22 protein-coding genes and 1 pseudogene are annotated in these 24,050 nt (G+C 61.2%); 7 read left to right on the plus strand and 16 right to left on the minus strand.

The annotated features are described in order from the left end of the window. Window positions 1-59: 59 nt before the first annotated feature. The 5 genes and pseudogenes from BFP99_RS22420 to BFP99_RS22435 form a co-directional block, all read right to left on the minus strand. On the minus strand, window positions 60-1,109 hold the full coding sequence (locus BFP99_RS22420; RefSeq protein WP_137212534.1) for a hypothetical protein: 1,050 nt from the start codon (window positions 1,107-1,109) through the stop codon (window positions 60-62). 77 nt (window positions 1,110-1,186) lie between these two features. Beyond that, window positions 1,187-1,876 (minus strand): GntR family transcriptional regulator, encoded by a 690-nt coding sequence (locus BFP99_RS22425; RefSeq protein WP_065927994.1) that lies wholly within the window; start codon window positions 1,874-1,876, stop codon window positions 1,187-1,189. Between the two features lie 17 nt (window positions 1,877-1,893). Continuing rightward, window positions 1,894-2,595 carry a FadR/GntR family transcriptional regulator gene (locus BFP99_RS22430; protein WP_065927995.1) on the minus strand — a complete coding sequence of 234 codons (702 nt, stop codon included), beginning with the start codon at window positions 2,593-2,595 and terminating at the stop codon, window positions 1,894-1,896. A gap of 32 nt (window positions 2,596-2,627) precedes the next feature. Beyond that, window positions 2,628-2,717 (minus strand): annotated as a pseudogene (locus BFP99_RS33755) (outer membrane lipoprotein carrier protein LolA); the annotation flags it as partial. Between the two features lie 32 nt (window positions 2,718-2,749). Continuing rightward, window positions 2,750-4,075: a C4-dicarboxylate transporter DctA gene (locus BFP99_RS22435; RefSeq protein WP_176718771.1), complete on the minus strand. Its 1,326-nt coding sequence runs from the start codon at window positions 4,073-4,075 to the stop codon at window positions 2,750-2,752. 217 nt (window positions 4,076-4,292) lie between these two features. On the opposite strand from BFP99_RS22435, the gene BFP99_RS22440 reads away from it, so the two are divergent. Then, a complete protein-coding gene (locus BFP99_RS22440; protein WP_065948233.1) occupies window positions 4,293-4,922 on the plus strand; it encodes a DNA-3-methyladenine glycosylase I in 630 nt (209 codons plus the stop codon). Window positions 4,923-4,977: 55 nt separating this feature from the next. Here BFP99_RS22440 and BFP99_RS22445 read toward each other — a convergent pair whose 3' ends face one another. From BFP99_RS22445 to BFP99_RS22480, 8 genes are all read right to left on the minus strand, one after another. After that, complete coding sequence (locus BFP99_RS22445) at window positions 4,978-5,379, minus strand: cupin domain-containing protein (protein ID WP_065927998.1); 402 nt, start codon at window positions 5,377-5,379, stop codon at window positions 4,978-4,980. Window positions 5,380-5,463: 84 nt separating this feature from the next. Further along, window positions 5,464-6,897, minus strand: coding sequence for a MocR-like pyridoxine biosynthesis transcription factor PdxR (locus BFP99_RS22450; RefSeq protein ID WP_065948234.1), 1,434 nt, complete (start codon window positions 6,895-6,897; stop codon window positions 5,464-5,466). Window positions 6,898-6,967: 70 nt separating this feature from the next. Next, entirely contained in the window at window positions 6,968-7,735 is a 768-nt protein-coding gene (locus tag BFP99_RS22455) for an SDR family oxidoreductase (RefSeq protein ID WP_027608558.1), read from the minus strand. Window positions 7,736-7,745: 10 nt separating this feature from the next. Continuing rightward, window positions 7,746-8,813: a phosphotransferase family protein gene (locus BFP99_RS22460; protein ID WP_065948235.1), complete on the minus strand. Its 1,068-nt coding sequence runs from the start codon at window positions 8,811-8,813 to the stop codon at window positions 7,746-7,748. Between the two features lie 129 nt (window positions 8,814-8,942). Continuing rightward, the gene (locus BFP99_RS22465; RefSeq protein WP_065928000.1) at window positions 8,943-9,896 is read right to left on the minus strand and encodes a 2-hydroxyacid dehydrogenase; all 954 of its coding nucleotides are present in this window, start codon (window positions 9,894-9,896) and stop codon (window positions 8,943-8,945) included. Window positions 9,897-10,023: 127 nt separating this feature from the next. After that, the gene (locus BFP99_RS22470) at window positions 10,024-10,548 is read right to left on the minus strand and encodes a cysteine hydrolase family protein (RefSeq protein ID WP_065948236.1); all 525 of its coding nucleotides are present in this window, start codon (window positions 10,546-10,548) and stop codon (window positions 10,024-10,026) included. A gap of 276 nt (window positions 10,549-10,824) precedes the next feature. Continuing rightward, on the minus strand, window positions 10,825-11,256 hold the full coding sequence (locus BFP99_RS22475; RefSeq protein ID WP_370737672.1) for a hypothetical protein: 432 nt from the start codon (window positions 11,254-11,256) through the stop codon (window positions 10,825-10,827). 52 nt (window positions 11,257-11,308) lie between these two features. Further along, a complete protein-coding gene (locus BFP99_RS22480) occupies window positions 11,309-11,809 on the minus strand; it encodes a DUF4822 domain-containing protein (RefSeq protein WP_065948237.1) in 501 nt (166 codons plus the stop codon). Window positions 11,810-12,251: 442 nt separating this feature from the next. On the opposite strand from BFP99_RS22480, the gene BFP99_RS22485 reads away from it, so the two are divergent. Then, window positions 12,252-13,529 carry a serine/threonine transporter gene (locus BFP99_RS22485; protein WP_065948238.1) on the plus strand — a complete coding sequence of 426 codons (1,278 nt, stop codon included), beginning with the start codon at window positions 12,252-12,254 and terminating at the stop codon, window positions 13,527-13,529. A gap of 144 nt (window positions 13,530-13,673) precedes the next feature. Continuing rightward, window positions 13,674-15,323 (plus strand): SulP family inorganic anion transporter, encoded by a 1,650-nt coding sequence (locus tag BFP99_RS22490; RefSeq protein ID WP_065948239.1) that lies wholly within the window; start codon window positions 13,674-13,676, stop codon window positions 15,321-15,323. 126 nt (window positions 15,324-15,449) lie between these two features. Here BFP99_RS22490 and acnB read toward each other — a convergent pair whose 3' ends face one another. Then, window positions 15,450-18,059, minus strand: coding sequence for a bifunctional aconitate hydratase 2/2-methylisocitrate dehydratase (gene acnB / locus BFP99_RS22495; RefSeq protein WP_065928005.1), 2,610 nt, complete (start codon window positions 18,057-18,059; stop codon window positions 15,450-15,452). Between the two features lie 396 nt (window positions 18,060-18,455). Between acnB and BFP99_RS22500 the strand changes: the two genes are divergently transcribed. After that, a complete protein-coding gene (locus tag BFP99_RS22500) occupies window positions 18,456-18,926 on the plus strand; it encodes a DUF1289 domain-containing protein (protein ID WP_065928006.1) in 471 nt (156 codons plus the stop codon). 34 nt (window positions 18,927-18,960) lie between these two features. On the opposite strand, the gene BFP99_RS22505 is transcribed toward BFP99_RS22500, so the two are convergent. Next, window positions 18,961-19,824 (minus strand): universal stress protein, encoded by an 864-nt coding sequence (locus tag BFP99_RS22505; protein ID WP_027608548.1) that lies wholly within the window; start codon window positions 19,822-19,824, stop codon window positions 18,961-18,963. A gap of 149 nt (window positions 19,825-19,973) precedes the next feature. On the opposite strand from BFP99_RS22505, the gene BFP99_RS22510 reads away from it, so the two are divergent. After that, the gene (locus tag BFP99_RS22510; protein ID WP_027608547.1) at window positions 19,974-20,576 is read left to right on the plus strand and encodes a tRNA-(ms[2]io[6]A)-hydroxylase; all 603 of its coding nucleotides are present in this window, start codon (window positions 19,974-19,976) and stop codon (window positions 20,574-20,576) included. On the opposite strand, the gene BFP99_RS22515 is transcribed toward BFP99_RS22510, so the two are convergent. Beyond that, a complete protein-coding gene (locus tag BFP99_RS22515) occupies window positions 20,532-21,731 on the minus strand; it encodes an MFS transporter (protein WP_065948240.1) in 1,200 nt (399 codons plus the stop codon). The two genes, BFP99_RS22510 and BFP99_RS22515, sit on opposite strands and share 45 nt — an antisense overlap. A gap of 157 nt (window positions 21,732-21,888) precedes the next feature. Between BFP99_RS22515 and BFP99_RS22520 the strand changes: the two genes are divergently transcribed. Then, complete coding sequence (locus BFP99_RS22520) at window positions 21,889-22,596, plus strand: response regulator (RefSeq protein WP_065928008.1); 708 nt, start codon at window positions 21,889-21,891, stop codon at window positions 22,594-22,596. Then, window positions 22,597-23,874 carry an ATP-binding protein gene (locus BFP99_RS22525; RefSeq protein ID WP_065948241.1) on the plus strand — a complete coding sequence of 426 codons (1,278 nt, stop codon included), beginning with the start codon at window positions 22,597-22,599 and terminating at the stop codon, window positions 23,872-23,874. The last annotated feature ends 176 nt before the right edge of the window (window positions 23,875-24,050 follow it).

A 24,050-nucleotide genomic window follows, 5' to 3' on the forward strand; every position in this document is an offset into this window, starting at 1 on the left:
TCTCACGATTCAGGGATTTTTTTTGGCCCGGTGAACCCGGGCAGCCCGCTATTGGACGATTATTTCGCAGTGCCCGGAATGATCAACTCCTCAAGGCGAGAGAAGGGTTCAATAGCCTTTTCTGCAAGTTGGGTCAGGGTCGTGTTGGCCTTTTCCCAATCCATTTGCGTCATCTGCATTTCGATTGCGTGGAGGTCGGATGCAAGCATGGGAACCTCTTCAACCTCCGCTGTTTTCTTGAGTACATACTTCAACATCGCGTAGGCCAGGCCGAGGTCCTTGGCTAGGCCGTACGTGCGCGGCGCCTGTCGCTCGCCAGGGGCATAGCGGGATGCGTCTTTTTGCGCGCGTGCAAAGTTGGCGAGTGCGTAGCCGTATTCGAGCATCCCGTATACCTGTCCCATCCACGCCAGTTGAGCAAGACGTGATTGTTTTTCGGCAAAGCTGGCATTCGACTCATCAGAAAAGACTCGTGCGTGTACCGCCAAAGGCAGTCCACCGTCTGCGGACGCTTGCAGGAGTTCTTCGATTCGGGCGTGGCGTAGGGTGTCGTTACTAAAGATCTCAGGCTTTTGTTGATACAACTGGGCGAGTTTGTATTGGGCTTGGTTCCAGCCGACGGCGGCGGACTTCTCCAACCAGTGGGTGTCATTGGTAATGAGGTACATGTAATACATGCCCTGGGGATTCTCTTGGCTCGCCGGGTTGGTCAGCAGGCCCTTGGCTTTTTCCAGGGACTGGGCGTCACCCAGTTGTATCAAGGCAGGAATATAGTTCTGAGCCGCAGCCAATCTGAGCCATTTCTTTGTATCGTCGCTTGCGTGGGAAGTGACCTCACCGTTCTTGTGATGCCAGATGCCGTCGCGGTAAGCACCGCATGTGGCCAGGGCGAACTGAGACCAAGCGTTGCCGGTCGCGGCGGCTATGTTTAGAAAGCGCTCGGCTTCTTCAAGTTTGTTGAGCTGGAATATTTTCGCTCCCGTGTAAAGCGCAGCATCGTTCAACTCGTTCAGAGCCGTCTGCATTTCCAGTGGCATTGTTGTTTTTTGCGTGTTCAGTTGCGAAAGCACGCTGAACAGTGCTGGTCGTATTTTTGAATCTGATTTCATGATTGGTACCTGTAATACGCACTCAAATTGTGCGCAAACAGGGTGTGAGATTGCCTGGGCCCTCAGGCGTTAGATAGCTATTGCGTTAGCTTGAGCAGTTTCGATTCCAGGTGATCCAAATGCTGGGTCATCAGGCTGATCGCACGGTTGACGTCGCGTTGCTCAACTGCGTCGACAATCGCCACATGCTCCTGCCACGCGCAATACGTGCAGGCTTTGGCCTCATATTGCGCAATGATCAACGACGTCAGCGGCACCAGGCTGTTCAGGAACTGCGCCAGCGGCGCATTGCCTGCTATGGCTGCCAACTGCAGGTGAAACTCCCCCGACAAGCGTATCGCCGGCCCACGCTGGTCACGTTCAATGCAATCGCGCTCGCGGGCGATCAATTCGCGTAATTGGCGGATTTGCCCGGAGCTGGCCTGGGCGCATGCCAATTGCACCACGGTCATTTCGGTCATGCGCCGCGCTTCGAGGATTTGCCGCGTCTGCTGGGCATCCGGCGCCGCCACTTGGGCGCGCTGGTTCGGACGCAGGATAATCACTTGCTGATGGGACAGTTTGGCCAATACCCGACGGATCACGCTGCGGCTCACGCCGAAGGTTTCGCCCAGGCTTTCTTCGGTGAAGCGGCTGGCCGGGGCGATGCGTTGTTCGAGGATTGCGTCGAACAACCGTGGGTAGATGTCATCCACCGAAGGCTTCTTGCCGGCCACCAGGCGCAGGGTGGGCAAGTAGGGGTCGTGTTGCAGGGCGTGGGCGGTCATGGCCGGTCTCCAATAAATCAGCTGCCCAGATGATCGTCCGGGATATTCAGGCGAATGCCCATGCGCAGGCCTTCCTGGAGGATATGCCGGCGCATCTCGGCACTGGCCAGGGCGCTGTTCTTGTTGCGGATGGCGCGTACCACCGCCTCATTTTCCTGCAGGCGTTCCGCCAGGTGCTCGGGTGAGTTGCGCAGCACCTGGGTGCTTTGCTTGAGGGCATTGCTGGTTTGCTGCACCACGTTCTGGAAGATCGGGTTGGAGGTGAGCGCGAACAGTTCCTCATGAAAGTCGAGGTAAGCGTTCATGCCGGCTTCGGCGTCACCGGCATCCAGGGCTTCGCGCATGTCCATCAGGGTCAGGCGCAATTGGCCGACTTCCTTGCTGCTGATGGACTGGGCCACCAGGCCGACGATAAAGGGTTCGAGGGTGTAGCGCAGTTGCAGGATGTCTTCGAGGCTGGCGTCGGCCACGGCGTCGCTCGATTGTGGTTCGCTGACGCTGGTTTCCAGCACGACCACACCTTTGCCGGGCATGGAGCGCACCAAGCCGAGGGTTTCCAGCACGATGACCGCTTCGCGCAGGCTGGGGCGGCTGATGCCCATCTGTTCGGCCAGTTCGCGCTGGCCGGGCAGCATTTCGCCCCGGCGCCACTGACCGCGAGCCAGGGCGGCGCGGAGTTTTTCTACGACTGAATTGACGACGGTTGAGGTGCTGATCACGTCGTGCGCTCCTTAAAAATGAATAATTCCTGCACTGTAGGAGCGAGCTTGCTCGCGAAAAACTTCAAGTCACCGCGTGCATCCAGAATGCCCGCGTTATCGTTGACGACCTTCGCGAGCAAGCTCGCTCCTACAGTGGAAAGCGTTTAGCGTTTTAAAATTCCTGGTGGGCCGGCACTACCGGCTTCCTGGCCTGGAAGGCATAACCTTGCTGGCCGTCCAGCACCTTGTTGGCGCGTTGGATATCGATGTCTTTTTCCCAGCGCGCGATGGCCACGGTGGCGACGCAGTTGCCGATCAGGTTGGTCAACGCGCGACCGATGCCCATGAACCAGTCCACCGCCAACACCAGCACCAGGCCGACCACCGGAATCGCCGGGATCGCCGTGAGCGTCGCCGCCAGGATCACCAGGGCCGAGCCGGGAATCCCGTGGGCACCCTTGGAGGTGATCAGCGACACCAGCAGGATGGTCAGCAGGTCGGTCATCGACAGCGGCGTGCCGGTGGCGTTGGCGATAAACACGATGGCCAGGGTCAGGTAGATCGAGAAACCGTCGAGGTTGAACGAGTACCCGGTTGGAATCACCAGGCCCACGGTGGAACTGCCGATGCCCAGGTGTTCGAGTTTGCGCATGACCTGCGGCAGCACCGCGTCGGAGGAGGCGGTACCCATCACGATCAACAGTTCTTCGCGCAGGTACTTGAGCAACGGCAGCATGCGCAGGCCCGACAGGCGCATCACCAGGCCGAGGATCAGCGCGACGAAGGCAAGGCAGGTCAGGTAGAACAGGCCCACCAGGCTGCCCAAGTGTTGCAGGGAGTCCAGCCCGTAGGTGCTGGTGGTGAAGGCGATTGCGCCGAACACACCGATCGGCGCCAGGCGCACGATCATGCCCATGATGCGGAAAATCACGTGGCTGAGTTCGTTGATCAGCCGGGTGATGCCCGAGGCTGCTTCGCCTACCAGGTTCAGCGCGCTGCCGAACAGTACCGAGAACAGCAGCACTTGCAGCACGTTGTTGTCGGCAAAGGCGCCGATCACCGAATTAGGGATCAGGTCCATCAGGAACTGGCTGGTGCCTTTGATGTGCTGGCCCTTGTCGGCCAGTTCATTCAGGCCGGCAGAGGAGAGCTGCTCCAGGTGGATATTGGCACCTTGGCCGATCCCGGTGCTGAAGGCCATGATCAGGCCGATCACCAGGGCGATGGTGGTGAGGATCTCAAAGTAGATCACCGACTTGAGGCCGATGCGCCCGACCTTCTTCAAGTCGCCGGCCCCGGAAATACCACTGACCACCACGCAGAACACGATCAGGCCGATCAGCATCTTGATCAGCTTGATAAAGCCGTCACCCAGGGGTTTGAGTTGCGAGGAGAATTCGGGAAGGGCCAGGCCGCACACGATGCCGAGCATCAGGCCAATCACGACTTGCAGGAAAATCGAACGCGAGCACCATCTGAGCATGGGAGGGATCTCTATTCGGTGCCCTGGTGGTTCCAGGGCTTAATTGTTGTGGTCATACCGGTAAGTCCAGTGCGTCGCCAGTCTAGGCCAGGTATTTTTGAAATCACAAGTAAAAATTCGGCGGTTGGCAGGTCCCGGTCTGACCAGTTGGTCGCGAAGGTGGATGCTTGAGCGGTTGGCGGGGCGCAAATTTTTTCGCTTATCATTCGCCGCCTGGCACATGAGGTGATGGATGGACAAACCAGGACTGACCACCGACGAAGCAGGGCTGACCCACTGCACCTGGCGCACGGCCGCGCCGGAATACCTCCGTTATCACGACCACGAGTGGGGCGTACCGGTGGCGGATGATGTTCAGCTGTACGAGAAGATCTGCCTGGAAGGCTTCCAGGCCGGCATGGCCTGGATCACCATCCTGCGCAAGCGCGAGCCGTTCAGGGCGGCATTCGACGGTTTTGATTTTCGCCGGGTGGCGCAGTACGGCGAGGCGGATGTCGAGCGGTTGATGCAGGACGCGGGCATCGTGCGTAACCGGGCGAAGATCGTTTCCACCATCAACAACGCCCGCCGGGCGTGTGAGCTGGTGGATGAGACCGGCTCGCTGGCGCAGTGGTTATGGGCGTTCGAACCCGGCCCTGAAGAGCGCCCGGCAGTGGTGGACCTGGCTTACTGGACGGGCAATCCCATCTCGCCGGCCTCGGTGCGCCTGTCCAAGGCCTTGAAGAAACGTGGCTGGACGTTCGTCGGGCCGACCACGATGTATGCGCTGATGCAGGCGATGGGGATGGTCAATGATCACCTTGATGGGTGCGTGTGCCGCCCAAAGATCGAAGAACTGCGCCGCCAGTTCAAGCGCCCGTGAGTCGCTGACGGAGGGAGGGGGCTTCATCCATATTGCTGATTGGTGATGAGGCTGATTAGTGAGGAAGAGGGGTCAACACCTCGGCCTTGTCATCCAGCACCATCACTACCAGCAGCCTGGCCGGCTGGGTCTGGCTGGCATTGCTGGATTCAAAGTGTCGCGAACCCGCGGGCTCGTAGAACGATTCGCCAACCGTGTAGGTCCTGGCTTTCTCATCATTCACCCGCGAGGTAATCGCGCCTTCGAGCACATAGGCCACGGCCGTGCCCGTGTGGCTGTGGGGTACGGTGGCCTGGCCGGGGGCGTAGTCCACGGTGAGCATGAGGGTTTTCTTGCCGGGCACCTGGGGCAGCGCGTGTTCTTGCAGGACCTTGATCGATTCCTGGTTGTACACGGGCGGGTGGGCAAAGGCGCTGAGCGAGGCGAGCATCAGGGTGGTGGCGAGCAGGCGTTTCATGGCGAAGTTTCCGAGAAGTTCGAGACCTGCCCACCGTACGCCGGGATTTTCGAGCGACCAATGACCAATCCGGCGGAAAAACCCTTAGCCAATCTGCTGGAGAATATCGCGCACCTTGTCCAGCGCCGGGTCGATGTCGAGGGTCTCGATGGCCCCAAACCCGATGATCAGGCCCGGACGCACCGGCGTGTCGTGGAAGAACACGTCCAGCGGGTATAGGCCGACTTCCACCTGGCGCGCCAATTCCATCAGCAACGGGATATTCACCGGTACTTTGCACAACGCCGCCATATGGAACCCGGCGACGGTGGGCACCGCTTCGAACCACGGCGACAGGTCGCCCGCCAGGCGCTGCAAAATGCGCTCGCGGCGCCCGGCGTATACGCTGTGGCAGCGGCGAATATGCTTGAGCAAATAGCCTTCGCTGATGAATTTGGCCAGCGCCCATTGCGGCAATGTGGAGCTGTGCTGGTCGGTCAATTGCTTGGCCTTGAGCACCGCGCCGTAGATCGCCGGCGGCAGCACCGCATAGCCCAGGCGCAGTTCGGGCAACAGGGTCTTGGAGAACGTCCCGACGTAGGTGACCACGCCACGGCTGTCCATGCTTTGCAGGGAGTCGGTGGGCCGGCCTTCGTAGCGGAACTCGCTGTCGTAGTCGTCCTCGATGATGATCGCACCCAACTCGAAGGCGCGTGCCAGCAGTGACTCCCGACGTGGCAGGCTCATGGGCATGCCGAGGGGGAACTGGTGGGAGGGCGTGACGTAGATCAGCCGGGCGCCATCGGGGATCCGGTCGACCTGAATGCCTTGTTCATCGATGGGAACCCCGATGACCAAGGCCCCCATCGCCATGAACAACTGGCGCGCGGGGCTGTAGCCGGGGTCTTCCATGGCGACGATGCTGCCCGGTTCCAGCACCACGCGGGCGATCAGGTCCAACGCCTGCTGCGCACCGTTGGTGACCACGATGTCGCTGTCGCGGCATTTGACCCCACGGGAAAACGCGATATGCCCGGCGATGGCACTGCGCAGTGCCGGCACCCCTTCGGGCTGGCTGTAGAACCCACTGTTCTGGGCGATGCGCCGCAGCGCATCCTGGGTGCAGCGCCGCCATTCATCCTGGGGGAACTGATTGCGGCTGGTGGCGCCGCCGATAAATTCGTAGCGCAACGTGCTGTCGCGGGTGGGATGGCGCATGGGCGAGGGCAGTGACTGCCACTTCGCCAGGTTGGCGGCGCAGGCCAGGTCGGTGGCGGTCTGCACGCGATTCGGCTGTGGTGCCCACGCGTTGACGAAGGTGCCACGGCCAATCTTGCCCACCAGCAGGCCTTCGTAGGTCAGGGTGGCGTAGGTATCGGATACGGTCTTGCGCGATACGCCTAATTGCTCGGCCAGCAGGCGGCTGGGTGGCAGTTGCGCGCCCGCCGAGAGACGCCCGGTGGCGATGGCTTCACGCAACTGCTGATAAAGCTGGGCCGCCAGGTCCTTACGCCCGTTGATGACGATGTGGAGTTCCATGTTTCATCCTGAGACAGATCGATCTGCGCCAAGGTTACGCGTAAATCGATCTGTAGAAACCCAGGCGTACTCAGGACAGGAAGCCGCCATCCACATTCAGCGACACACCGGTGGTGTAGCTCGACGCATCGCTGGCCAGGTACAGCACCGCACCGGCCATCTCGCTCGGGTCGGCCACGCGCTTGAGCGGGATCTGCGCCAGGGCCATTTTCAGGATCGCGTCGTTCTTCACCAGCGCCGAGGCGAACTTGGTGTCGGTCAGGCCGGGCAACAGGGCGTTGCAACGAATGCCGAATTCGGCGCATTCCTTGGCGAACACCTTGGTCATGTTGATCACGGCGGCCTTGGTCACCGAGTAGATGCCCTGGAACACGCCCGGCGAAATGCCGTTGATCGACGCCACGTTGATGATGCTGCCGCCACCGTTCTCGCGCATCAGCTTGCCGGCTTCCACCGACATGAAGAAGTAGCCGCGAATGTTCACGTCAACGGTCTTCTGGAAGGCGCCGAGGTCGGTGTCCAGCACGTTGCAGAACTGCGGGTTGGTCGCGGCATTGTTGACCAGTATGTCCAGGCGGCCGAACTGTTCGCGGATGCCGGCAAACACCTGGGTAATCTGCTCCATTTCACCGATATGGCAGGCAATCGCCGTGGCCTTGCCGCCGTCGGCGATGATTGCATCCGCCACATGCTGGCAGCCTTCGAGCTTGCGGCTCGAGACGATCACGTGGGCGCCTTGCTGGGCAAGCAGCTTGGCGATGGCTTCACCGATGCCACGGCTGGCGCCGGACACAAAGGCAATCTTGCCGTCGAGGTCGAACAGGTGGGTCTTGGACATTAGCGATTCCTTAGAGGGCTGATATACCGATGACATTCAGGCTCATCTGCTCCAGCAGCTTGTTCATGTGGATGAACTGCGCAAAGCGTTTGTCCTGGGTCTGGCCGTGGAAGAAACGGTAGTAGATCTGCTGCACGATGCCGGCCAGGCGGAACAGGCCGTAGGTGTAGTAGAAGTCGAAATTGTCGATCTGGATCCCGGCGCGCTCAGCGTAGTAATCCACGAACTGGCGGCGGGTGAGCATGCCGGGGGCATTGCTCGGCTGGCGGCGCATCAGTTGCACCGGCGCCGGGTCGTCGGCTTCGATCCAGTAGGCGAGGGTGTTGCCCAGGTCCATCAGCGGGTCGCCGAGGGTGGTCAGTTCCCAATCCAACACGCCGATGATCTGCATCGGGTTGTGCGGGTCGAGGATCACGTTATCGAAGCGGTAGTCGTTATGCACGATGCTCGAGGTTGGATGGTCGGCGGGCATCTTGTCGTTGAGCCAGGCACGTACCTTTTCCCAGTTGGGGGCGTCGGGGGTCAGGGCCTTTTCGTAGCGGTCGCTCCAGCCACCAATCTGGCGTGCCACATAACCTTCAGGCTTGCCCAGGTCGGCCAGGCCGCAGGCGCGGTAGTCGACCTGGTGCAGTTCGACGAACTTGTCGATAAAGCTTTTGCACAACGCCTCGGTCCGGGTGGCATCCAGGCCCAGTTCGGCGGGCAGGTCGGAACGCAGGATGATGCCGTTGACCCGTTCCATCACATAGAACTCGGCGCCGATCACCGACGCGTCGGTGCAGTGCACATAGGCCTTGGGGCAATACGGGAAACCATCCTTGAGCTGGTTGAGAATGCGGTATTCGCGGCCCATGTCGTGGGCGGACTTGGCCTTGTGGCCAAAGGGTGGGCGACGCAGCACGAATTCCTGGCCGGGGTATTCCAGCAGGTAGGTGAGGTTGGATGCGCCACCGGGGAACTGGCTGATCGTGGGCGTGCCGCTCAGGCCTGGGATATGGGCCTTGAGGTAGGGATCGATCAAGTTGGCATCAAGTTCTTCGCCTGGGCGAATCTGGGTCGATTGGTCGTTAAGCGCCATGCTTATCCCTTCTGCTTATTCTAAAGGCGTCGGACTATTTCCTAATCTAATGCGCACCACCGCCCAGCGACAAGGTCGGGGCGGCTTAATAGGTTAGCGTGTTGAAGGGTGATCAGCCTGCCTGATTGGTCATTTTACGGGCGGGGGCAGGACGACCGGGGTAAGCACCGGCCGGCCGGCAAAGTACTCCACCAGGTTGTCGGCCACACGCTGCACGGTGTCGTGGGCGGCCTCGGGAGACAGGCCGGCCACATGGGACGTGAGCACGGTATTGCTCAAGCGCTTGAGGGCATCCGGCACCTTGGGTTCATCGTCGAACACGTCCAGCGCCGCACCCCCGATACGGCGTTGTTCAAGGGCGGTGACCAGGTCGGCGGTGACCACCACGCTGCCACGGCCGATATTCACCAGGTAACCGTTCGGGCCGAGGGCGTCCAGGGCGTGGCGGTCGATCAAGTGGCGCGTGCCGGCGCCGCCGGGCGTGGCCAGGACCAGGAAATCCGAGCTGCGCGCCAGCTCCACGGCCGTGGCGCAGTAGGTGTAGTCCACATCATCGCGCGGCTGGCGGTTGTGATAGCTCACTTCCATGCCAAAGCCGAGGGCCGCGCGCTTGGCGATTTCCAGGCCCACCGCGCCGAGCCCGAGGATGCCCAATTGCTTGCCGCCCAGGGACGGGCGCATGACCTTGGGCCATTCGCTGCGGCGTACCGCTGCGTCCGTCTGGGGAATGCCGCGCACCAGCGACAACAGCAGCGCCATGGCGTGGTCGGCCACCGACGGTGCATTCACCCCGGCGCCATTGGTGACCACGATGCCGCGATTGCTCGCGGCCTGCAGGTCGACATGCTCATAACCGGCGCCGATCACGCAGATGATCTCCAGCATTGGCAGGGCCGCGATTTCTTCGGCATACAGGCCCAGCGGGCCCCGGGTCAGTACGGCCTTGATCTGCCCGCCATGGGTCTTGATCGCCTGGGCGCGCTCGCTGGGTGTGGGCGCCAGGATCACATGAAAGTCGTTGCTCTCGATGATTTGCAGGTATTCATTGATGGTTTCAACCAGAACCAGAACAGTGGTGGTCATCGGAAGGCTCTTCCTGAAGGGTTTGAGGGCATCAGTATGCGGGATTTGCAGGAGGGCGCGTTTTGCTCGGGTAGAAAAAATCTACGACTGCAGGCGCGAGCATGCTTGCTCCTACAGTCTGTACCGGTCAGAACCTGACGTCAGCCGCTTTCATACTCAGCCCAAACGCCCCCGCCAGCGTGGCATTGTGATGCGCGATGATCGCCTCGGCCTTCAGCGCCGGGGTGTCCATGCAGGTATGGGCGTCTTCAGGCACGATCACCGAGAAGCCCAGCTCTACCGCCACGCGGCAGGTGGTGTCGATGCAGTACTGGGTTTTCATCCCGACGATCACCAGTTGATTAACCTCCAGGACTCGCAGTCGTCGGGCCAGGTCGGTACCCAGGAAGCAACTGGGGCGGGTTTTGTCGAGCAGATGGTCGTGAGTTTCGTCTACCAGCAGCCCTTGCCACAGTTGCCAATTCGGACTGCCCGCAGCTATCGGCGAGCCCGCCGGGCCGGTATGGCGGGCGACCAGGATCGGCGCGCCGGCCTCACGGGCGCGGCCGATCAACGAGTTGATGGTGCCCAGCACACGCTCGCGTTCAAAGGGTTTGTCGGGGCCATCGTACAAGCCGGTTTGCATATCGATGATCAACAGGGCATCAGCCATGGTATTGCTCCTTGTGAGTGCCAGGCGACGGAGCAATAAAACGGCCCCGTCCATTGCTGGCGGGGCCTTGGGTTGAATCTGGGGGGTGTTTAGCTTGAGCACCCACGGCAACCGCACGACCCGCCTGGAGCGGTCGTGGTGGTGGTGCGGGTGAGGAGCTGCTGGAAAAAGGTCATGCCTCGATCATGCTGGGACAGGGGCGAGGCTGTCAAATGCATCAGGTGCCGAAAAAGTTGCGCCCCAGCTGGAACAGGGGGCGCGGATGCTAGCGGGAGATCACTGCGGGGGGCTAAGCCGTGCCTTTTCCTGCTCGGCCTGAGCGATGGCCATGAAATTGTAGGTGGGGAAGAATTCCGTGGTGTAGACCCCCCATGCGGTGTTTTCGATCGCCAGGTTGACTTCCGCCAGGCGCGACGCCGGCAGGCGCAGCACAACGACCTGCCCGATACCCATGGTGATGTTCCAGCTCACTACTTCCACTCCTGCTGGTGGGAACACCTTGTGAAATTCCTGCTTGGCCAGTTGTTGTTTCAGTTCGCTCAACGGGCGTGATTGATCGTGTTTAAGAAATACGGTCAACATGACGGCGTTGTCCGCTGTGGCAGCAGCGTTTTTTGCAGGAAGGGTTGTTGAAGTTTGCGCAGTCGCTACACCGGGTAACAGTGTCGCGGCCAGCAGTGCGGGTATTAACAGTTTGCGCATATTCATTGTCGGGTGCCTTGTTTGTTATTCGGTTTTATCATTAAACATGAATGTTTAATCAGTTCGACATGACTGTCTTCATGGGGCCGGTGTAGGGGGCGTGTACCACATAAATCCGAACGGGCGGGTTAGTGCTGACCATATCGCGCGGCACTTCGCGGGAATAAGTGAATTCGCTGCTGTCGAGTTTTTCGAGTCTTCTAACAATGGTTCTGGTCGGGCCAACGTCAGGGACCAGGATATGGGTCTTTTTATCGCCGGTGACCAGAAAGTAACCGCCGCCGCCATCGGCGTGTTTCGAGCGGCCGGTATCGGTGTAGAAGAACTCATAGCGATTGCGCTGCGGGTCCCACATCGATATGCCTACCACGCCGGGGTAGCTGGCCTTGACGTCGGTGTCCGGCTCGCCTTCGATATAAACCTTGGTGGTCAGCCATTGAGGCGAGGAAGCCAGTGCTTGAGCGTCAGGTTCGGACGCGGTTTGATTGGCGTAACTTTCAGACGAGCAGAGTAGGCCCGTGATCAACAAACCAGCAAAAACAACAGTGAGTCTTCGCATATTGGAATCCTTGTTATTTTAAATAAGCATGTTGTTCTTCGAATGGAGCGGGGCGATGTTAGGTTGGTTCTTGGCGAATGCTCAATGGCTATGTAGGGTTGTGTAACAATTGCAAGGTTGTTGTGGTTAAACTTTTATTTAGATATAAGGTGTTTCTGGTCTTGCTGTAGGCGACTTCTCTAAAAGTATGGGAAGTCCATTGGTTAGAATCCCCGATCGCGCTCGTCAATGGCGCCTGGCAGCCACTCGAGAAACCCGCGGCAGCCCCCCGAAACCACTGCCCAGGGCCGCGCTTGAGCCTCTGCACCGCATAACCGTTCCTCAGCTAAGTCTTTGCTTATTCAAGAGAATCCCGGACAATCCGGCCCCTTCTATGGTCGGGGCGCTGCCTGTCAGGTTTTTCTGACTCGTCCCGGCCGTGTAAATGCGGAGATCCGACCGGATGAATGATCAGGCCAATAGCGTCGACGAACGCTATGCAACGACACCTGCAACCCTCTCAAGCTGGAGCCGCCAGGACACCACCTGGATGCTTGGCCTGTTCGGCACCGCCATTGGCGCCGGCACCTTGTTCCTGCCGATCAACGCCGGCCTGGGCGGCTTCTGGCCCTTGGTGATCCTGGCGGTGCTGGCGTTCCCGATGACGTTCTTTGCCCACCGTGGCCTGACCCGTTTCGTACTCTCCGGTCGTGCGGGCTCCGACATCACCGATGTGGTCGAAGAGCATTTCGGCATCAAGGCCGGTGCGTTGATCACGCTGCTGTACTTCTTCGCGATCTTCCCGATCCTGCTGATCTACAGCGTGGCCCTGACCAACACGGTCAGCAGCTTCATGGAGCACCAGTTGCACATCATGCCGCCGCCACGGGCGTTGCTGGCGTTTGTGCTGATCCTGGGGCTGCTGGCGGTGGTGCGTTGCGGTGAGCAGGTGATCGTCAAGGCCATGAGCCTGATGGTGTACCCGTTTATCGTCGCCTTGCTGTTCCTCGCGGTGTACCTGATCCCCCATTGGAACGGTGGCATCCTCAGCACCGCCAGTGTGGTGCCGGCACCGTCGGCGTTGCTCAACACCCTGTGGCTGGCGATTCCGGTGATGGTGTTCTCGTTCAACCACTCGCCGATCATCTCGGCGTTTGCGGTCGACCAGAAGCGCCAGTACGGCGAACACGCCGATGAGCGCAGTTCGCAGATCCTGTCCCGCGCGCACCTGTTGATGGTGGTGATGGTGCTGTTCTTCGTGTTCAGTTGCGTGCTGACCCTGTCGCCGGTGCAGTTGGGTGAGGCGAAAGCGCAGAACCTGTCGATCCTGTCGTACCTGGCCAACCACTTCAACAACCCGACCATCGCGTTTGCCGCGCCGTTGATCGCGTTCGTGGCGATTGCCAAGTCGTTCCTGGGTCACTACATCGGCGCCAGCGAAGGCCTCAAGGGCCTGGTGCTCAAAAGCGGTCGCCGTCCGGCCGCCAAGACCCTGGACCGCATGACCGCCGCCTTCATGCTGGTGGTGTGCTGGATCGTTGCCACGCTGAACCCGAGCATCCTCGGCATGATCGAGACCCTGGGCGGGCCGATCATCGCGTCGATCCTGTTCCTGATGCCGATGTACGCGATCCGCAAGGTGCCGGCCATGGCCAGGTACCGTGGGCAGGCGTCCAACGTGTTTGTCACGGCGGTGGGCCTGGTGGCGATTACCGCATTGATTTATTCGCTGCTGTCCTGACCCCGGGGCTCACGCCCGCAAGCCGATTCGCGCACACCGCGAATCGGCTTTTTTTTGCCTGCGCAAAAGCTGACGCCGCGCAACCGTCGCCGACCAATGAGGGCTAAGCTTACCCACGCTTTTTGCCAGGATGGGTTGGGCCGATTGAAGACTGAAACCGATGCACCCGTTGCCGTAACCTCTAACCGCACCCAAGACCTGCTGGCCGGCTTATCCATTGCCGGTTTGCTGCTGCCGGAGGCCGTGGCCTATTCCAGTATTGCCGCGCTGCCGCCCCAGGCCGGGGTGATCGCCTTGTTTGCCGGGCTGGTGTGCTATGGCCTGTTCGGCAGCAGCCGCTTTGCGATTGTCTCGGCCACCTCGTCGTCGGCAGCCGTGTTGGCGGCGGCCACGGCGAGCCTGGCGGGTGACGACCCGGCATTGAGGCTGTCCCTGGCCTTCGGGCTGGTGTTGCTCACCGGGGTGTTTTTCCTGTTGGCCGGACTGTTCAAGCTCGGCGGCGTCACCTCGTTTATCGCCAAACCGGTATTGCGTGGCTTCGCCTTCGGCCTGGCGCTGACCATCATCCTCAAGCAATTGGCCGGTGTGGTGGGTGTGCACCTCACCGATAACAACCTGATCCGTTTTCTGCCGCAGTTGCTGGAGCAGCTGCCGCGCTGGAACTGGCCTGCGGCACTGGTGGCGACGCTGGCGTTGCTGGTGCTGTGGCTGTGCGCACGCCTCCCGCGCCTGCCCGGTGGCCTGGTGGTCGTGGTGCTCGGCATCGCTGCCGGGCAGTACCTGGACCTGCAGGCCTATGGGGTGGCGCAGATCGGCATGATCGACCTGCGCCTGGAGCTGGGGCATTTGCCGGTGCTGCCGTTTGCCGACTGGCTGCGCCTGGGGGAATTGGCGTTTGCGCTGGTGATGATCCTGTACGCGGAGTCCTACGGCTCTATCAGTTCGTTCGCGCTCAAGCATGGTGACCGGGTGTCATCCAACCGTGACCTGCTGGCGCTGGGCGCGGCCAACCTGGTCTCCGGGTTGTTCCACGGCATGCCGGCCGGTGCCGGGTATTCGGCGACGTCGGCCAACGAGGCGGCCGGCGCCTATTCGCGCCTGGCGGGGATTGTCGCGGCGCTGGTGATCTTGCTGATTGTGCTGACGGTGCTGCCCTATGTCGCGCTCACGCCGGAGCCGGTGCTGGCCGCCGTCGTCATCTATGCCCTGGGACGAGGCTTGAGCGTGCAGCCGCTGGGGCGTTATTTCCTGTGGCGGCGCGATCGCGTGCTGGTGATCTGTGCGGTAACGGCAGTGCTGGTGCTCGGTGTGCTGGATGGTTTGCTGGTGGCGGTCGCGATCAGCGTGATGTTGATGCTGCGCCAGATGTCCTCAGCCGACATCCAGGTGCTGGGGCGCTTGGGTGACAGTCATGACTTTGTCGATCGCCAGCACCATGCCGATGCCCTGGCCGTGCCGGGGGTCTTGATCGTCCGGCCCAGCGAGGCGCTGTTTTTTGCCAATGCCGAACGCATCCTGGGCGCGGCCTTGCGCCTGATGCGCCAGTCGCCGGTCGAGGCGGTGGTGTTGAGCCTGGAAGAATCCCCGGACCTGGACGGCACCAGCATCGAAGCGCTGGCGGCGTTTTTTGCCCAGGTGCGCGGGGAGGGCAAGCGCCTGGTGTTGGCCCGTGTGCGGCATGACGCCCGCGAGGTGTTGCAGGGGTTGCCTGAAGCATTGGCGCCCCATGTGCTGCTCAGTGGCTTGAGCGTCGATGGCGCGGTGCAGTTGGCGCTTGAAGTGGGCAAAGCGTAACGCGTGGGGCTTGCCCTCGATAGCGGTGGGTCAGTGACAGATGCATCAACTGAATGTGTTTGTATTCCAGGCATAAAAAACGCCGCGTACCTTGCGATACGCGGCGTCTTTCACATCAACACACCGTTAAGCCTGGATCACCGGGATGTTGGCGCTTGCTGCGATTTTGCGGAACTCGGCGATCTGGTCGAAGTTCAGGTAGCGGTAGACGTCACTGGCCATGGTGTCCAGTTTCGCTGCGTAGCCCATGTACTCTTCGACGGTCGGCAGGCGACCCAGGGTGGAGGCGACTGCCGCCAGCTCAGCCGAAGCCAGGTAGACGTTCGCGCCGTCACCCAGGCGGTTCGGGAAGTTACGGGTCGACGTCGATACCACGGTCGAGTTCGGCTCTACACGTGCCTGGTTACCCATGCACAGCGAGCAGCCCGGCATTTCCATGCGCGCGCCAGCCTTGCCGTAGATGCCGTAGTAGCCTTCTTCGGTCAACTGGTGAGCGTCCATCTTGGTCGGCGGCGACAGCCACAGGCGAGTTGGCAACTGACCCTTGACCTGCTCCAGCAGCTTACCGGCAGCGCGGAAGTGACCGATGTTGGTCATGCACGAACCGATGAACACTTCGTCGATCTTCTCGCCGGCAACGCTGGACAGCAGACGGGCATCGTCCGGGTCGTTCGGCGCGCAGAGGATCGGCTCGTTGATTTCGGCCAGGTCGATCTCGATGACTTCGGCGTATTCCGCGTCGGCATCGGCTTCCATCAGTTCCGGGTTGGCGACCCAGGCTTCCATCGCTTGGGCGCGACGTTCCAGGGTGCGGGCATCGCCGTAGCCTTCGCCGATCATCCAGCGCAGCAGGGTGATGTTGGAGTTCAGGTACTCGGTGACGGATTCTTTCGACAGCTTGATGGTGCAACCGGCAGCCGAACGTTCGGCCGATGCGTCGGAAAGCTCGAAAGCCTGCTCCAGCGTCAGGTCGTTCAGGCCTTCGATTTCCAGGATGCGGCCGGAGAAGGCGTTTTTCTTGCCTTTCTTCTCTACGGTCAGCAGGCCAGCCTGGATCGCGTAGTAAGGAATGGCATGAACCAGGTCACGCAGGGTGATGCCAGGTTTCATCTTGCCTTTGAAGCGCACCAGGATCGATTCCGGCATGTCCAGCGGCATGACGCCGGTGGCTGCGGCGAACGCGACCAGACCGGAACCGGCCGGGAACGAGATGCCCATCGGGAAACGGGTGTGGGAGTCACCACCGGTGCCGACGGTATCCGGCAGCAGCATGCGGTTCAGCCAGCTGTGGATGATGCCGTCGCCTGGACGCAGCGATACACCGCCACGGGTCATGATGAAGTCAGGCAGGGTGTGGTGGGTGGTCACGTCGATCGGCTTTGGATACGCCGCGGTGTGGCAGAAGGACTGCATCACCAGGTCGGTCGAGAAGCCCAGGCACGCCAGGTCTTTCAGTTCGTCACGGGTCATCGGACCGGTGGTGTCCTGGGAACCCACGGTGGTCATCTTCGGTTCGCAGTACGTACCTGGACGAACGCCTTTGCCTTCCGGCAGGCCGCAGGCCTTGCCGACCATTTTCTGGGCCAGGGTGAAACCCTTGCCCGTGTCGACCGGTGCTTCAGGCAGCTTGAACAGGTCGGTAGGGCCCAGGCCCAGCTCGGCGCGCGCCTTGTCGGTCAGGCCACGGCCGATGATCAGCGGGATACGGCCGCCGGCGCGAACTTCGTCGAGCAGGACCGGGGTCTTCATTTCGAAGGTGGTCAGGACTTCGTCGGTGCCGTGCTTGCAGACTTTGCCAGCATGAGGGTACAGGTCGATCACGTCGCCCATGTTCATGTTGGTCACGTCGAATTCGATCGGCAGTGCGCCGGCATCTTCCATGGTGTTGTAGAAGATGGGAGCGATCTTGCTGCCGAAGCAGAAGCCGCCGGCGCGCTTGTTCGGCACGTAGGGAACGTCGTCGCCGAAGAACCACAGCACCGAGTTGGTCGCGGATTTACGCGAAGATCCGGTACCGACCACGTCACCGACGTAGGCGATCGGGAAGCCTTGGCCGCGCATTTCTTCGATCTGCTTCATCGGGCCGGTCTTGCCTTGCTCGTCCGGCACGATGCCTTCACGTGCCATTTTCAACATGGCCAGGGCGTGCAGCGGGATGTCAGGGCGGGACCAGGCGTCCGGGGCGGGGGACAGGTCGTCGGTGTTGGTTTCGCCGGTGACCTTGAACACGCGCAGGCTGATCTTGTCGGCCAGGGTCGGGCGGTTACGGAACCACTCGCCGTCAGCCCAGGACTGGATCACGCCTTTGGCGTGCTCGTTGCCGTTGCGGGCTTTTTCGGCGACGTCGTGGAACGCATCGAACATCAGCAGGGTGTGCTTGAGTTGGGCAGCCGCGACAGGCGCCAGCTCGGCGTCGTCCAGCAGCTCGACCAACGTCACGATGTTGTAGCCGCCCTGCATGGTGCCGAGCAGTTCAACCGCGCGTTTCTTGTCGATCAGGGGGGAAGTGGCTTCGCCCTTGGCCAGGGCAGACAGGAAGCCGGCCTTGACGTAGGCAGCTTCGTCAACGCCCGGTGGAATACGGTTGGTGATCAGGTCAACGAGGAATTCTTCTTCGCCAGCCGGGGGATTCTTCAGCAGCTCAACCAGGCCTGCGGTTTGTTCGGCATTAAGCGGCTGGGGAACGATACCCAGTGCTGCACGCTCTTCGATATGTTTGCGGTAGGCTTCAAGCACAGTTATTACCCTCATCAGTGGTCCCACGGGACGCTCATCCAGAAATGAACGGCACGCATGCGCTCGGGGGCTTTTTGGGCCGCAAAGCCAGCGCTGCCGGCATTCCTTACAGAAGCTGCTTTCAAAGTTTTACGCCTGCAGAACGGAGCTGATGAGGGTTGGCGCTGATCATTACCTGCCGGGTAATGACCATCGCCAACACCGTTCTGAAGGAACGACTGTGCTCGTGACGCTTTGAAAACAGCTTCCAGCGGATTATTGGCGCCTTACAAGGCCGGATGATTCTACGGCAAAAAATTTCTAAAGGTAAGTTGCATCACCAAGTTTGCTGGGTGATCAACCTTAGACAAAGGGCTAACATGGCGCACTGTTTCGCTGATTTGCGTGTTGTTGCCCATGTCCAACCAAACCATCAAGACCCCCTGCGTCGGCCTGTGCTCCACGGTCTACGGCGATCTCGTGTGCCGTGGCTGCAAGCGTTTCCACCACGAAGTGATCCAGTGGAATGGCTATAACGAGGAAGAAAAACGCGCGGTCTGGCTGCGGCTGGAGCAACTGTTGGTGCAGGTGATGGCCGGCAAACTCGAGATTTTCGACCCCAAGACCCTGCGCGGCCAACTGGAGCAACGCAAGATCCGTTTCGTGCCGCACCAGTCCGAGTACTGCTGGGCGTACCAGCTGATTGCCCGCGGCGCGCGGGTGATCAATAACCTGGAGGCGTACGGCATGGTGCTGTTGCCGGAGTTTCGCGACTGGGCCTTGCCGGAACTGCGCGATGCCATCGACCGTGAGTTCTTCATTCTGTCCGAGGCCCATTACCAGCGCTATATCGCCCCGGGGTTCCTGAGAGACGCGCTCGCTGACTGACAACACACATCCAACTGTGGGAGGGGGATCGGCGTCAGGCCTTGGTCGCCAGTTCCTCCAGGTGATCCATCAACGTCTGCGGCTTGAGCACCAGTACATCACTGTCCACCGCATCCAGGATCACCTCCGCCGTATTACCGATCAACGCCCCGGAAATGCCGGTGCGCCCCACGGTGCCTATGATGGTCACGGCCGCTTTCAATGTGTGGGCCAGGTGGGGGATCAATACATCCGCCGGGCCCTCCTCGACATGCAGGTGCGCGTCATCCACATCGAATTCCGCCTGGAACGCCTTGCACTGCTCCCGATAACGCGCCTCGATGGTTTCCTTGAGCTGGAACGTCGGGTCCGCCGCCGACAACATCGGCGACGGATGGGCGCTGATCACATGCAACTGCGCCTTGGCCAGGCTGGCGATGTCGAAGCCATGGTCGATGATCGCGTGATGCAGCTCGCGGTGTTCCCCGTCGTTGTTGCCCACATCGATCGCCGCCAGAATTACCCCGCCCGCCCACGGTGTGGACGTCTTGACCAGCAACACCGGCGTCGGGCACAAGCGCAACAGCTTCCAGTCCGCCGGCGTCAGCAGGGCCTTTTTAAGCGGGCTGTCGGGAAAGTGCTGCTTGATCACCAGCCCACAGCCTTCGGCCTGCTGCACATCGATAATGGTGTCATGCAGGCTTTCATTCCACGCCTGCTCGGTGGTCACGCTGTAACCGTCCTCCTGCAAGCCGGCCTTGAGCAGGCTCAACAGCGCCGAATGCTCGTGTTTCTTGTCGCAGACCAGCAAGTGCAGGTGCGCGCCGGTAACCCCGGCGATCAGCTTGGCGCGCTTGAGGGCCAGGCTTTCCGAATGCGCGGGCTCGATGACCACCAGGATGCTGCGAATGGCTTGCATGATCGGATCTCCAAAAGGGTGGGCTTGGAACAACTATAGTTGCTGCCCGCCAGACGTCATGTTGATGCACATCAAGGCCGGTGGCTGGTGGTCTGCGGCGCGGTGGGTATAATCGGCGGCCTTTTTGTGATCCTTTGTCCGTGAGCCCGATGAACCTGCCCGAAATCCACGAATTCCTCGGTTGCCGAACCCCCGATGCCTGGGTGCAGGCCGCATTGGCCGATCAGGACACCCTGTTGATCGACCACAAGAACTGCGAATTCAAAGCGGCCAGCACCGCCCTGAGCCTGATCGCCAAGTACCACGCCCATGTTGACCTGATCAATATGATGTCGCGGCTGGCCCGGGAAGAACTGGTGCACCATGAGCAGGTCATGCGCCTGATCAAGAAGCGCAAGGTCGAGTTGCGCCAACTGCACGCCGGGCGCTATGCCTCCGGTTTGCGCAAGGTGGTGCGCAGCCACGAACCGGTCAAGCTGGTGGATACCCTGGTGGTCGGCGCCTTTATCGAAGCGCGCAGTTGCGAGCGTTTCGAAGCCCTGGTGCCGCATTTGGACGAAGAACTCGGCAAGTTCTACTTCGGCCTGCTGAAAAGCGAGGCGCGGCACTTCCAGGGTTACCTGAAGCTGGCCTACCAGTACGGCGACGCCAAGGACATCGCCCAGGTGATCGAGCGGGTGAGGGCGGCCGAGCAGGAACTGATCGAATCACCCGACATCGAGTTCCGCTTTCACAGTGGCGTGCCAGCCTGAGGCCACGGCCACGCCGATCAAGGCGCTGATCCCGGTCAGTAGCAGGATCACCGTCTGCGTGCCCAAGGGCGCCGCCAGCACTGCAATCACCAGGCCCGCCAGCGGCTGGGCCAGGTTGTTGAGCAAGGTGATCACGCCCACGGTCTTGCCGAAGTCCTGCACTGGAATGACCCGCTGACGAGTACTGCGCAGGTACACGTTGAACATCTTGTCGAAGCCGGTGACCAGCAGGAATCCCAGGGTGTACGCCCACAGGCTGGGACTGACCGCCATCACCAACGCCCCGGCGCCGATCATCGAGTAAGACAGCCCGCCCAGCACTTTTAAGGGCAACGTGGCGCGCGCCAGGTAAAACAGAATCGCGATGGTCACCCCCGCGCCGGCCGCCTGCAGCAGGGCATAGGTGTCCTTGTCGGCGGCGTACAGGCCGGTGACCATGGCGGCGGAGGTGGCCAGCGTCACGCCGATGATCAGGTTCACACCGACCGCCAGGGTAATGATCCGCTTCAGCTCCGCCAGGTTGCGGATATGCCCGAACGCGATGCGCAGCGGTTGCAGCCAGATATCCCGGTGCTGCTGATGGGTTTCCAGGCTTGCCGTGGTTTTACGCTGCCAGGCCAGCATCGCCAGGTCCGCCAGCACAAACAGCCCGGCAATCCCCAGCACCACCCAGTGCCAGGCCCACACCTCCAGCATCAGCGCGGCCACCAGCGGCCCCAGCACCACGCCGCTCTGGTCGGCGATCTGCGAGTAGGAGAGGGTCTTGGCATAGCTGTACTGCTGGAAGACATGCGGCATCAACACTTCGCGGGCCATGATGCCCTGGGTCGTCAGCACCCCGCATAACGCCGACAGCAGCACCAGCCAGTAGATACCGTCGAACACCCCATACAACGCCACCGCCATCACACAGGCCAGTGCCCGGTAAACCTGGCTGATATGCAGGATGCGCACCGGCGAATACTTGTCGCACAACGCCCCGCACACCGGAAACGCGAGATAGCGCGGCAGTGATTCGACAAAGAAGGCCAGCCCGGCCCAGGACACGCTGTGGGTGGTCTGGAACACGATCAGTGGCACGATAAACAACAGGATCTGGTCCGCCAGCCGCGACAGGAACAGCGAAACGAAGAACGCCAGGTAATCCTTGCGCATACAACTCCCTGTGGATGGCGTTAAAAAATGCAGGCTATTTGTTAAAAACTCTTAAAAGCATGAAGCTTCGTCGGCACCAACTGGCCAGTTGCTTTAGTTGACCAGCTTGCCACCTATAATGCCCGCTCTTCAATCCGTCTTTGCACACTGAGAACTTATGGAAAACCTGGGTCTGGGCAAGGTCCTGCTCGTTGAGGACGACGAGAAGCTGGCAGGGCTGATCGCGCATTTTCTGTCACAGCATGGCTTTGAGGTCCGCGTGGTGCACCGCGGCGATGAAGCCCTGGCGGCGTTCCTCGACTTCAAACCCAAGATCGTCGTGCTCGACCTGATGCTGCCGGGCCAGAGTGGCCTGCATGTGTGCCGCGAGATCCGCACGGTGTCCGACACCCCCATTGTGATCCTCACTGCCAAGGAAGACGACCTGGACCATATCCTCGGCCTGGAGTCGGGTGCCGACGACTATGTGATCAAGCCGATCAAGCCGCCGGTACTGCTCGCACGCCTGCGCGCCCTGCAACGTCGCCAGGCGCCCGAGCCGACGGTGCGCGGCGCCCTCGCGTTCGGCCGCTTGGCGATTGACCGCAGTTGCCGGGTGGTCAGCCTGGGGGACGAGCAGATCGACCTCACCACCATGGAGTTCGAGCTGCTGTGGTTGCTGGCCAGCAGCGCGGGCAAGATTCTTTCCCGCGACGACATCCTCAACCGCATGCGCGGCATTGCCTTTGACGGCCTTAACCGCAGCGTCGACGTATACATCAGCAAGCTGCGCGGCAAGCTCAATGACAACCCCCGTGAGCCGGTGTGCATCAAGACCATCTGGGGCAAGGGCTATCTGTTCAATCCGTTTGCGTGGGAGGTCTAGATGCTGCGCCTGTTTCTGCGCCTGTATGTGATTCTGGCGATCGGCCTGGCCGGGGCGATCTGGCTGGTCAACTACACCTTCGACGAACTGCTCCCCGAAGCCAACGAAACCTACAACCGCGAAGCCATGCGTGGCCCGGCATACGGCTTGGTGGAGCAATTGCGGCCGTTGCCCGTGGAGCAGCGCGCCGCACGGCTGGCCGAGTTGCAGTCCCACTACGGCCTGCGCCTGAAGCTGGTGCAGAAGGATGCCCAGGCCCTCACCGAGCGCGAACAAAAGCTTCTGGAACAGGGCTTGCTGGTGGTGCGCGGCGACTTTATGGAGTTTCTCACGGCCATCGACGGTGGCCCGCAACTGCTGGAAATCAAACTGCCGGAAGAGCCCAAGTGGTTATACCTGTGGGCCTACGGTTTTCTCGGGCTGTGCCTGGCCATCGTCCTGTATTTCTGGGTACGCCCGCACTGGCGCGACCTGGAACATATCCGCCTGGCCGCGCAGCGCTTCGGCGACAACGACCTCGGCTCGCGCATCCTGCTGCCGCGCAGCTCCACCGTGCGTGCGCTGGCCGGGCACTTCAACCAGATGGCCGAGCGCATCGAAAGCCTGATCGCCAACCAGCGCGAACTCACCAATGCGGTGTCCCACGAACTGCGTACACCGATTGCACGGTTATCGTTCGAACTCGACCAACTCAAGCAACAGGCCGACCCGCGCCAGCGGGGCGAATTGATCGCCGATATGTACGCCGACCTCGGCGAGCTGGAGGAGATGGTGTCCGAGCTGCTCACCTACGCCAGCCTGGAGCGCGGCGCCACTCAGGTCACCCGCGAGCGCATCGAGGCCCACAGCTGGCTCGACAGCGTGATCGGCAGCGTCGCGCTGGAGGCGGAGGCGGCCGGTATCCAGCTGACGTTGCGTACCTGCGAGGTCGACTTTATCCAGATCGAGCCGCGCTTCATGGCCCGCGCCGTGATCAACCTGCTGCGCAATGCCATCCGTTATGCCGAGCGCCGGGTCGAGGTGTCGCTGGTGAAGTTCGGCGAGGGCTACGAAGTGCGTGTGTGTGACGACGGCCCCGGCGTGCCCGAGGACGGCCGGGCCAGGATCTTCCAGCCCTTCATGCGCCTGGATGCCAGTCGCGACCGCCGCACCGGCGGCTTCGGCCTCGGCCTGGCGCTGGTGCAGCGGGTGTCGCAGTGGCATGGCGGGCACGTGCACGTGATGGATTCGGAGTGGGGCGGGGCGTCGTTTCGCATGACGTGGGCGTATGCCGAGTAATACATTTTGAATGCTGTGGAGATCAAATGTGGGGGGGGGCGAGCCCTCTCCCACATTTTTTGACTGGCTTACCCTGTCAAAAGGTGTATTCCAGCCCCATCACCGACGCCTGCTAACGACGCCCCACAATCGGGCTCTTGCCTGCGTCATCCGCCAGGTATTGCACATCCAGCAGG

Origin of the sequence: Pseudomonas sp. 1 R 17, assembly GCF_900067035.1 — a bacterium.
Lineage (GTDB): Bacteria > Pseudomonadota > Gammaproteobacteria > Pseudomonadales > Pseudomonadaceae > Aquipseudomonas > Aquipseudomonas marginalis.

What these genes read in the sequence shown, in the direction of transcription:
- BFP99_RS22465 (WP_065928000.1), bottom strand. Translation starts at nt 9,896, where the DNA reads ATGACCACCACTGTTCTGGTTCTGGTTGAAACCATCAATGAATACCTG.
- BFP99_RS22510 (WP_027608547.1), top strand. Translation starts at nt 19,974, where the DNA reads ATGAACCTGCCCGAAATCCACGAATTCCTCGGTTGCCGAACCCCCGAT.
- BFP99_RS22485 (WP_065948238.1), top strand. Translation starts at nt 12,252, where the DNA reads ATGAATGATCAGGCCAATAGCGTCGACGAACGCTATGCAACGACACCT.
- BFP99_RS22445 (WP_065927998.1), bottom strand. Translation starts at nt 5,379, where the DNA reads ATGAAACGCCTGCTCGCCACCACCCTGATGCTCGCCTCGCTCAGCGCC.
- BFP99_RS22455 (WP_027608558.1), bottom strand. Translation starts at nt 7,735, where the DNA reads ATGTCCAAGACCCACCTGTTCGACCTCGACGGCAAGATTGCCTTTGTG.
- BFP99_RS22450 (WP_065948234.1), bottom strand. Translation starts at nt 6,897, where the DNA reads ATGGAACTCCACATCGTCATCAACGGGCGTAAGGACCTGGCGGCCCAG.
- BFP99_RS22440 (WP_065948233.1), top strand. Translation starts at nt 4,293, where the DNA reads ATGGACAAACCAGGACTGACCACCGACGAAGCAGGGCTGACCCACTGC.
- BFP99_RS22500 (WP_065928006.1), top strand. Translation starts at nt 18,456, where the DNA reads ATGTCCAACCAAACCATCAAGACCCCCTGCGTCGGCCTGTGCTCCACG.
- BFP99_RS22425 (WP_065927994.1), bottom strand. Translation starts at nt 1,876, where the DNA reads ATGACCGCCCACGCCCTGCAACACGACCCCTACTTGCCCACCCTGCGC.
- BFP99_RS22420 (WP_137212534.1), bottom strand. Translation starts at nt 1,109, where the DNA reads ATGAAATCAGATTCAAAAATACGACCAGCACTGTTCAGCGTGCTTTCG.
- BFP99_RS22515 (WP_065948240.1), bottom strand. Translation starts at nt 21,731, where the DNA reads ATGCGCAAGGATTACCTGGCGTTCTTCGTTTCGCTGTTCCTGTCGCGG.
- BFP99_RS22470 (WP_065948236.1), bottom strand. Translation starts at nt 10,548, where the DNA reads ATGGCTGATGCCCTGTTGATCATCGATATGCAAACCGGCTTGTACGAT.
- BFP99_RS22520 (WP_065928008.1), top strand. Translation starts at nt 21,889, where the DNA reads ATGGAAAACCTGGGTCTGGGCAAGGTCCTGCTCGTTGAGGACGACGAG.
- BFP99_RS22475 (WP_370737672.1), bottom strand. Translation starts at nt 11,256, where the DNA reads ATGAATATGCGCAAACTGTTAATACCCGCACTGCTGGCCGCGACACTG.
- BFP99_RS22525 (WP_065948241.1), top strand. Translation starts at nt 22,597, where the DNA reads ATGCTGCGCCTGTTTCTGCGCCTGTATGTGATTCTGGCGATCGGCCTG.
- BFP99_RS22505 (WP_027608548.1), bottom strand. Translation starts at nt 19,824, where the DNA reads ATGCAAGCCATTCGCAGCATCCTGGTGGTCATCGAGCCCGCGCATTCG.
- BFP99_RS22480 (WP_065948237.1), bottom strand. Translation starts at nt 11,809, where the DNA reads ATGCGAAGACTCACTGTTGTTTTTGCTGGTTTGTTGATCACGGGCCTA.
- BFP99_RS22460 (WP_065948235.1), bottom strand. Translation starts at nt 8,813, where the DNA reads ATGGCGCTTAACGACCAATCGACCCAGATTCGCCCAGGCGAAGAACTT.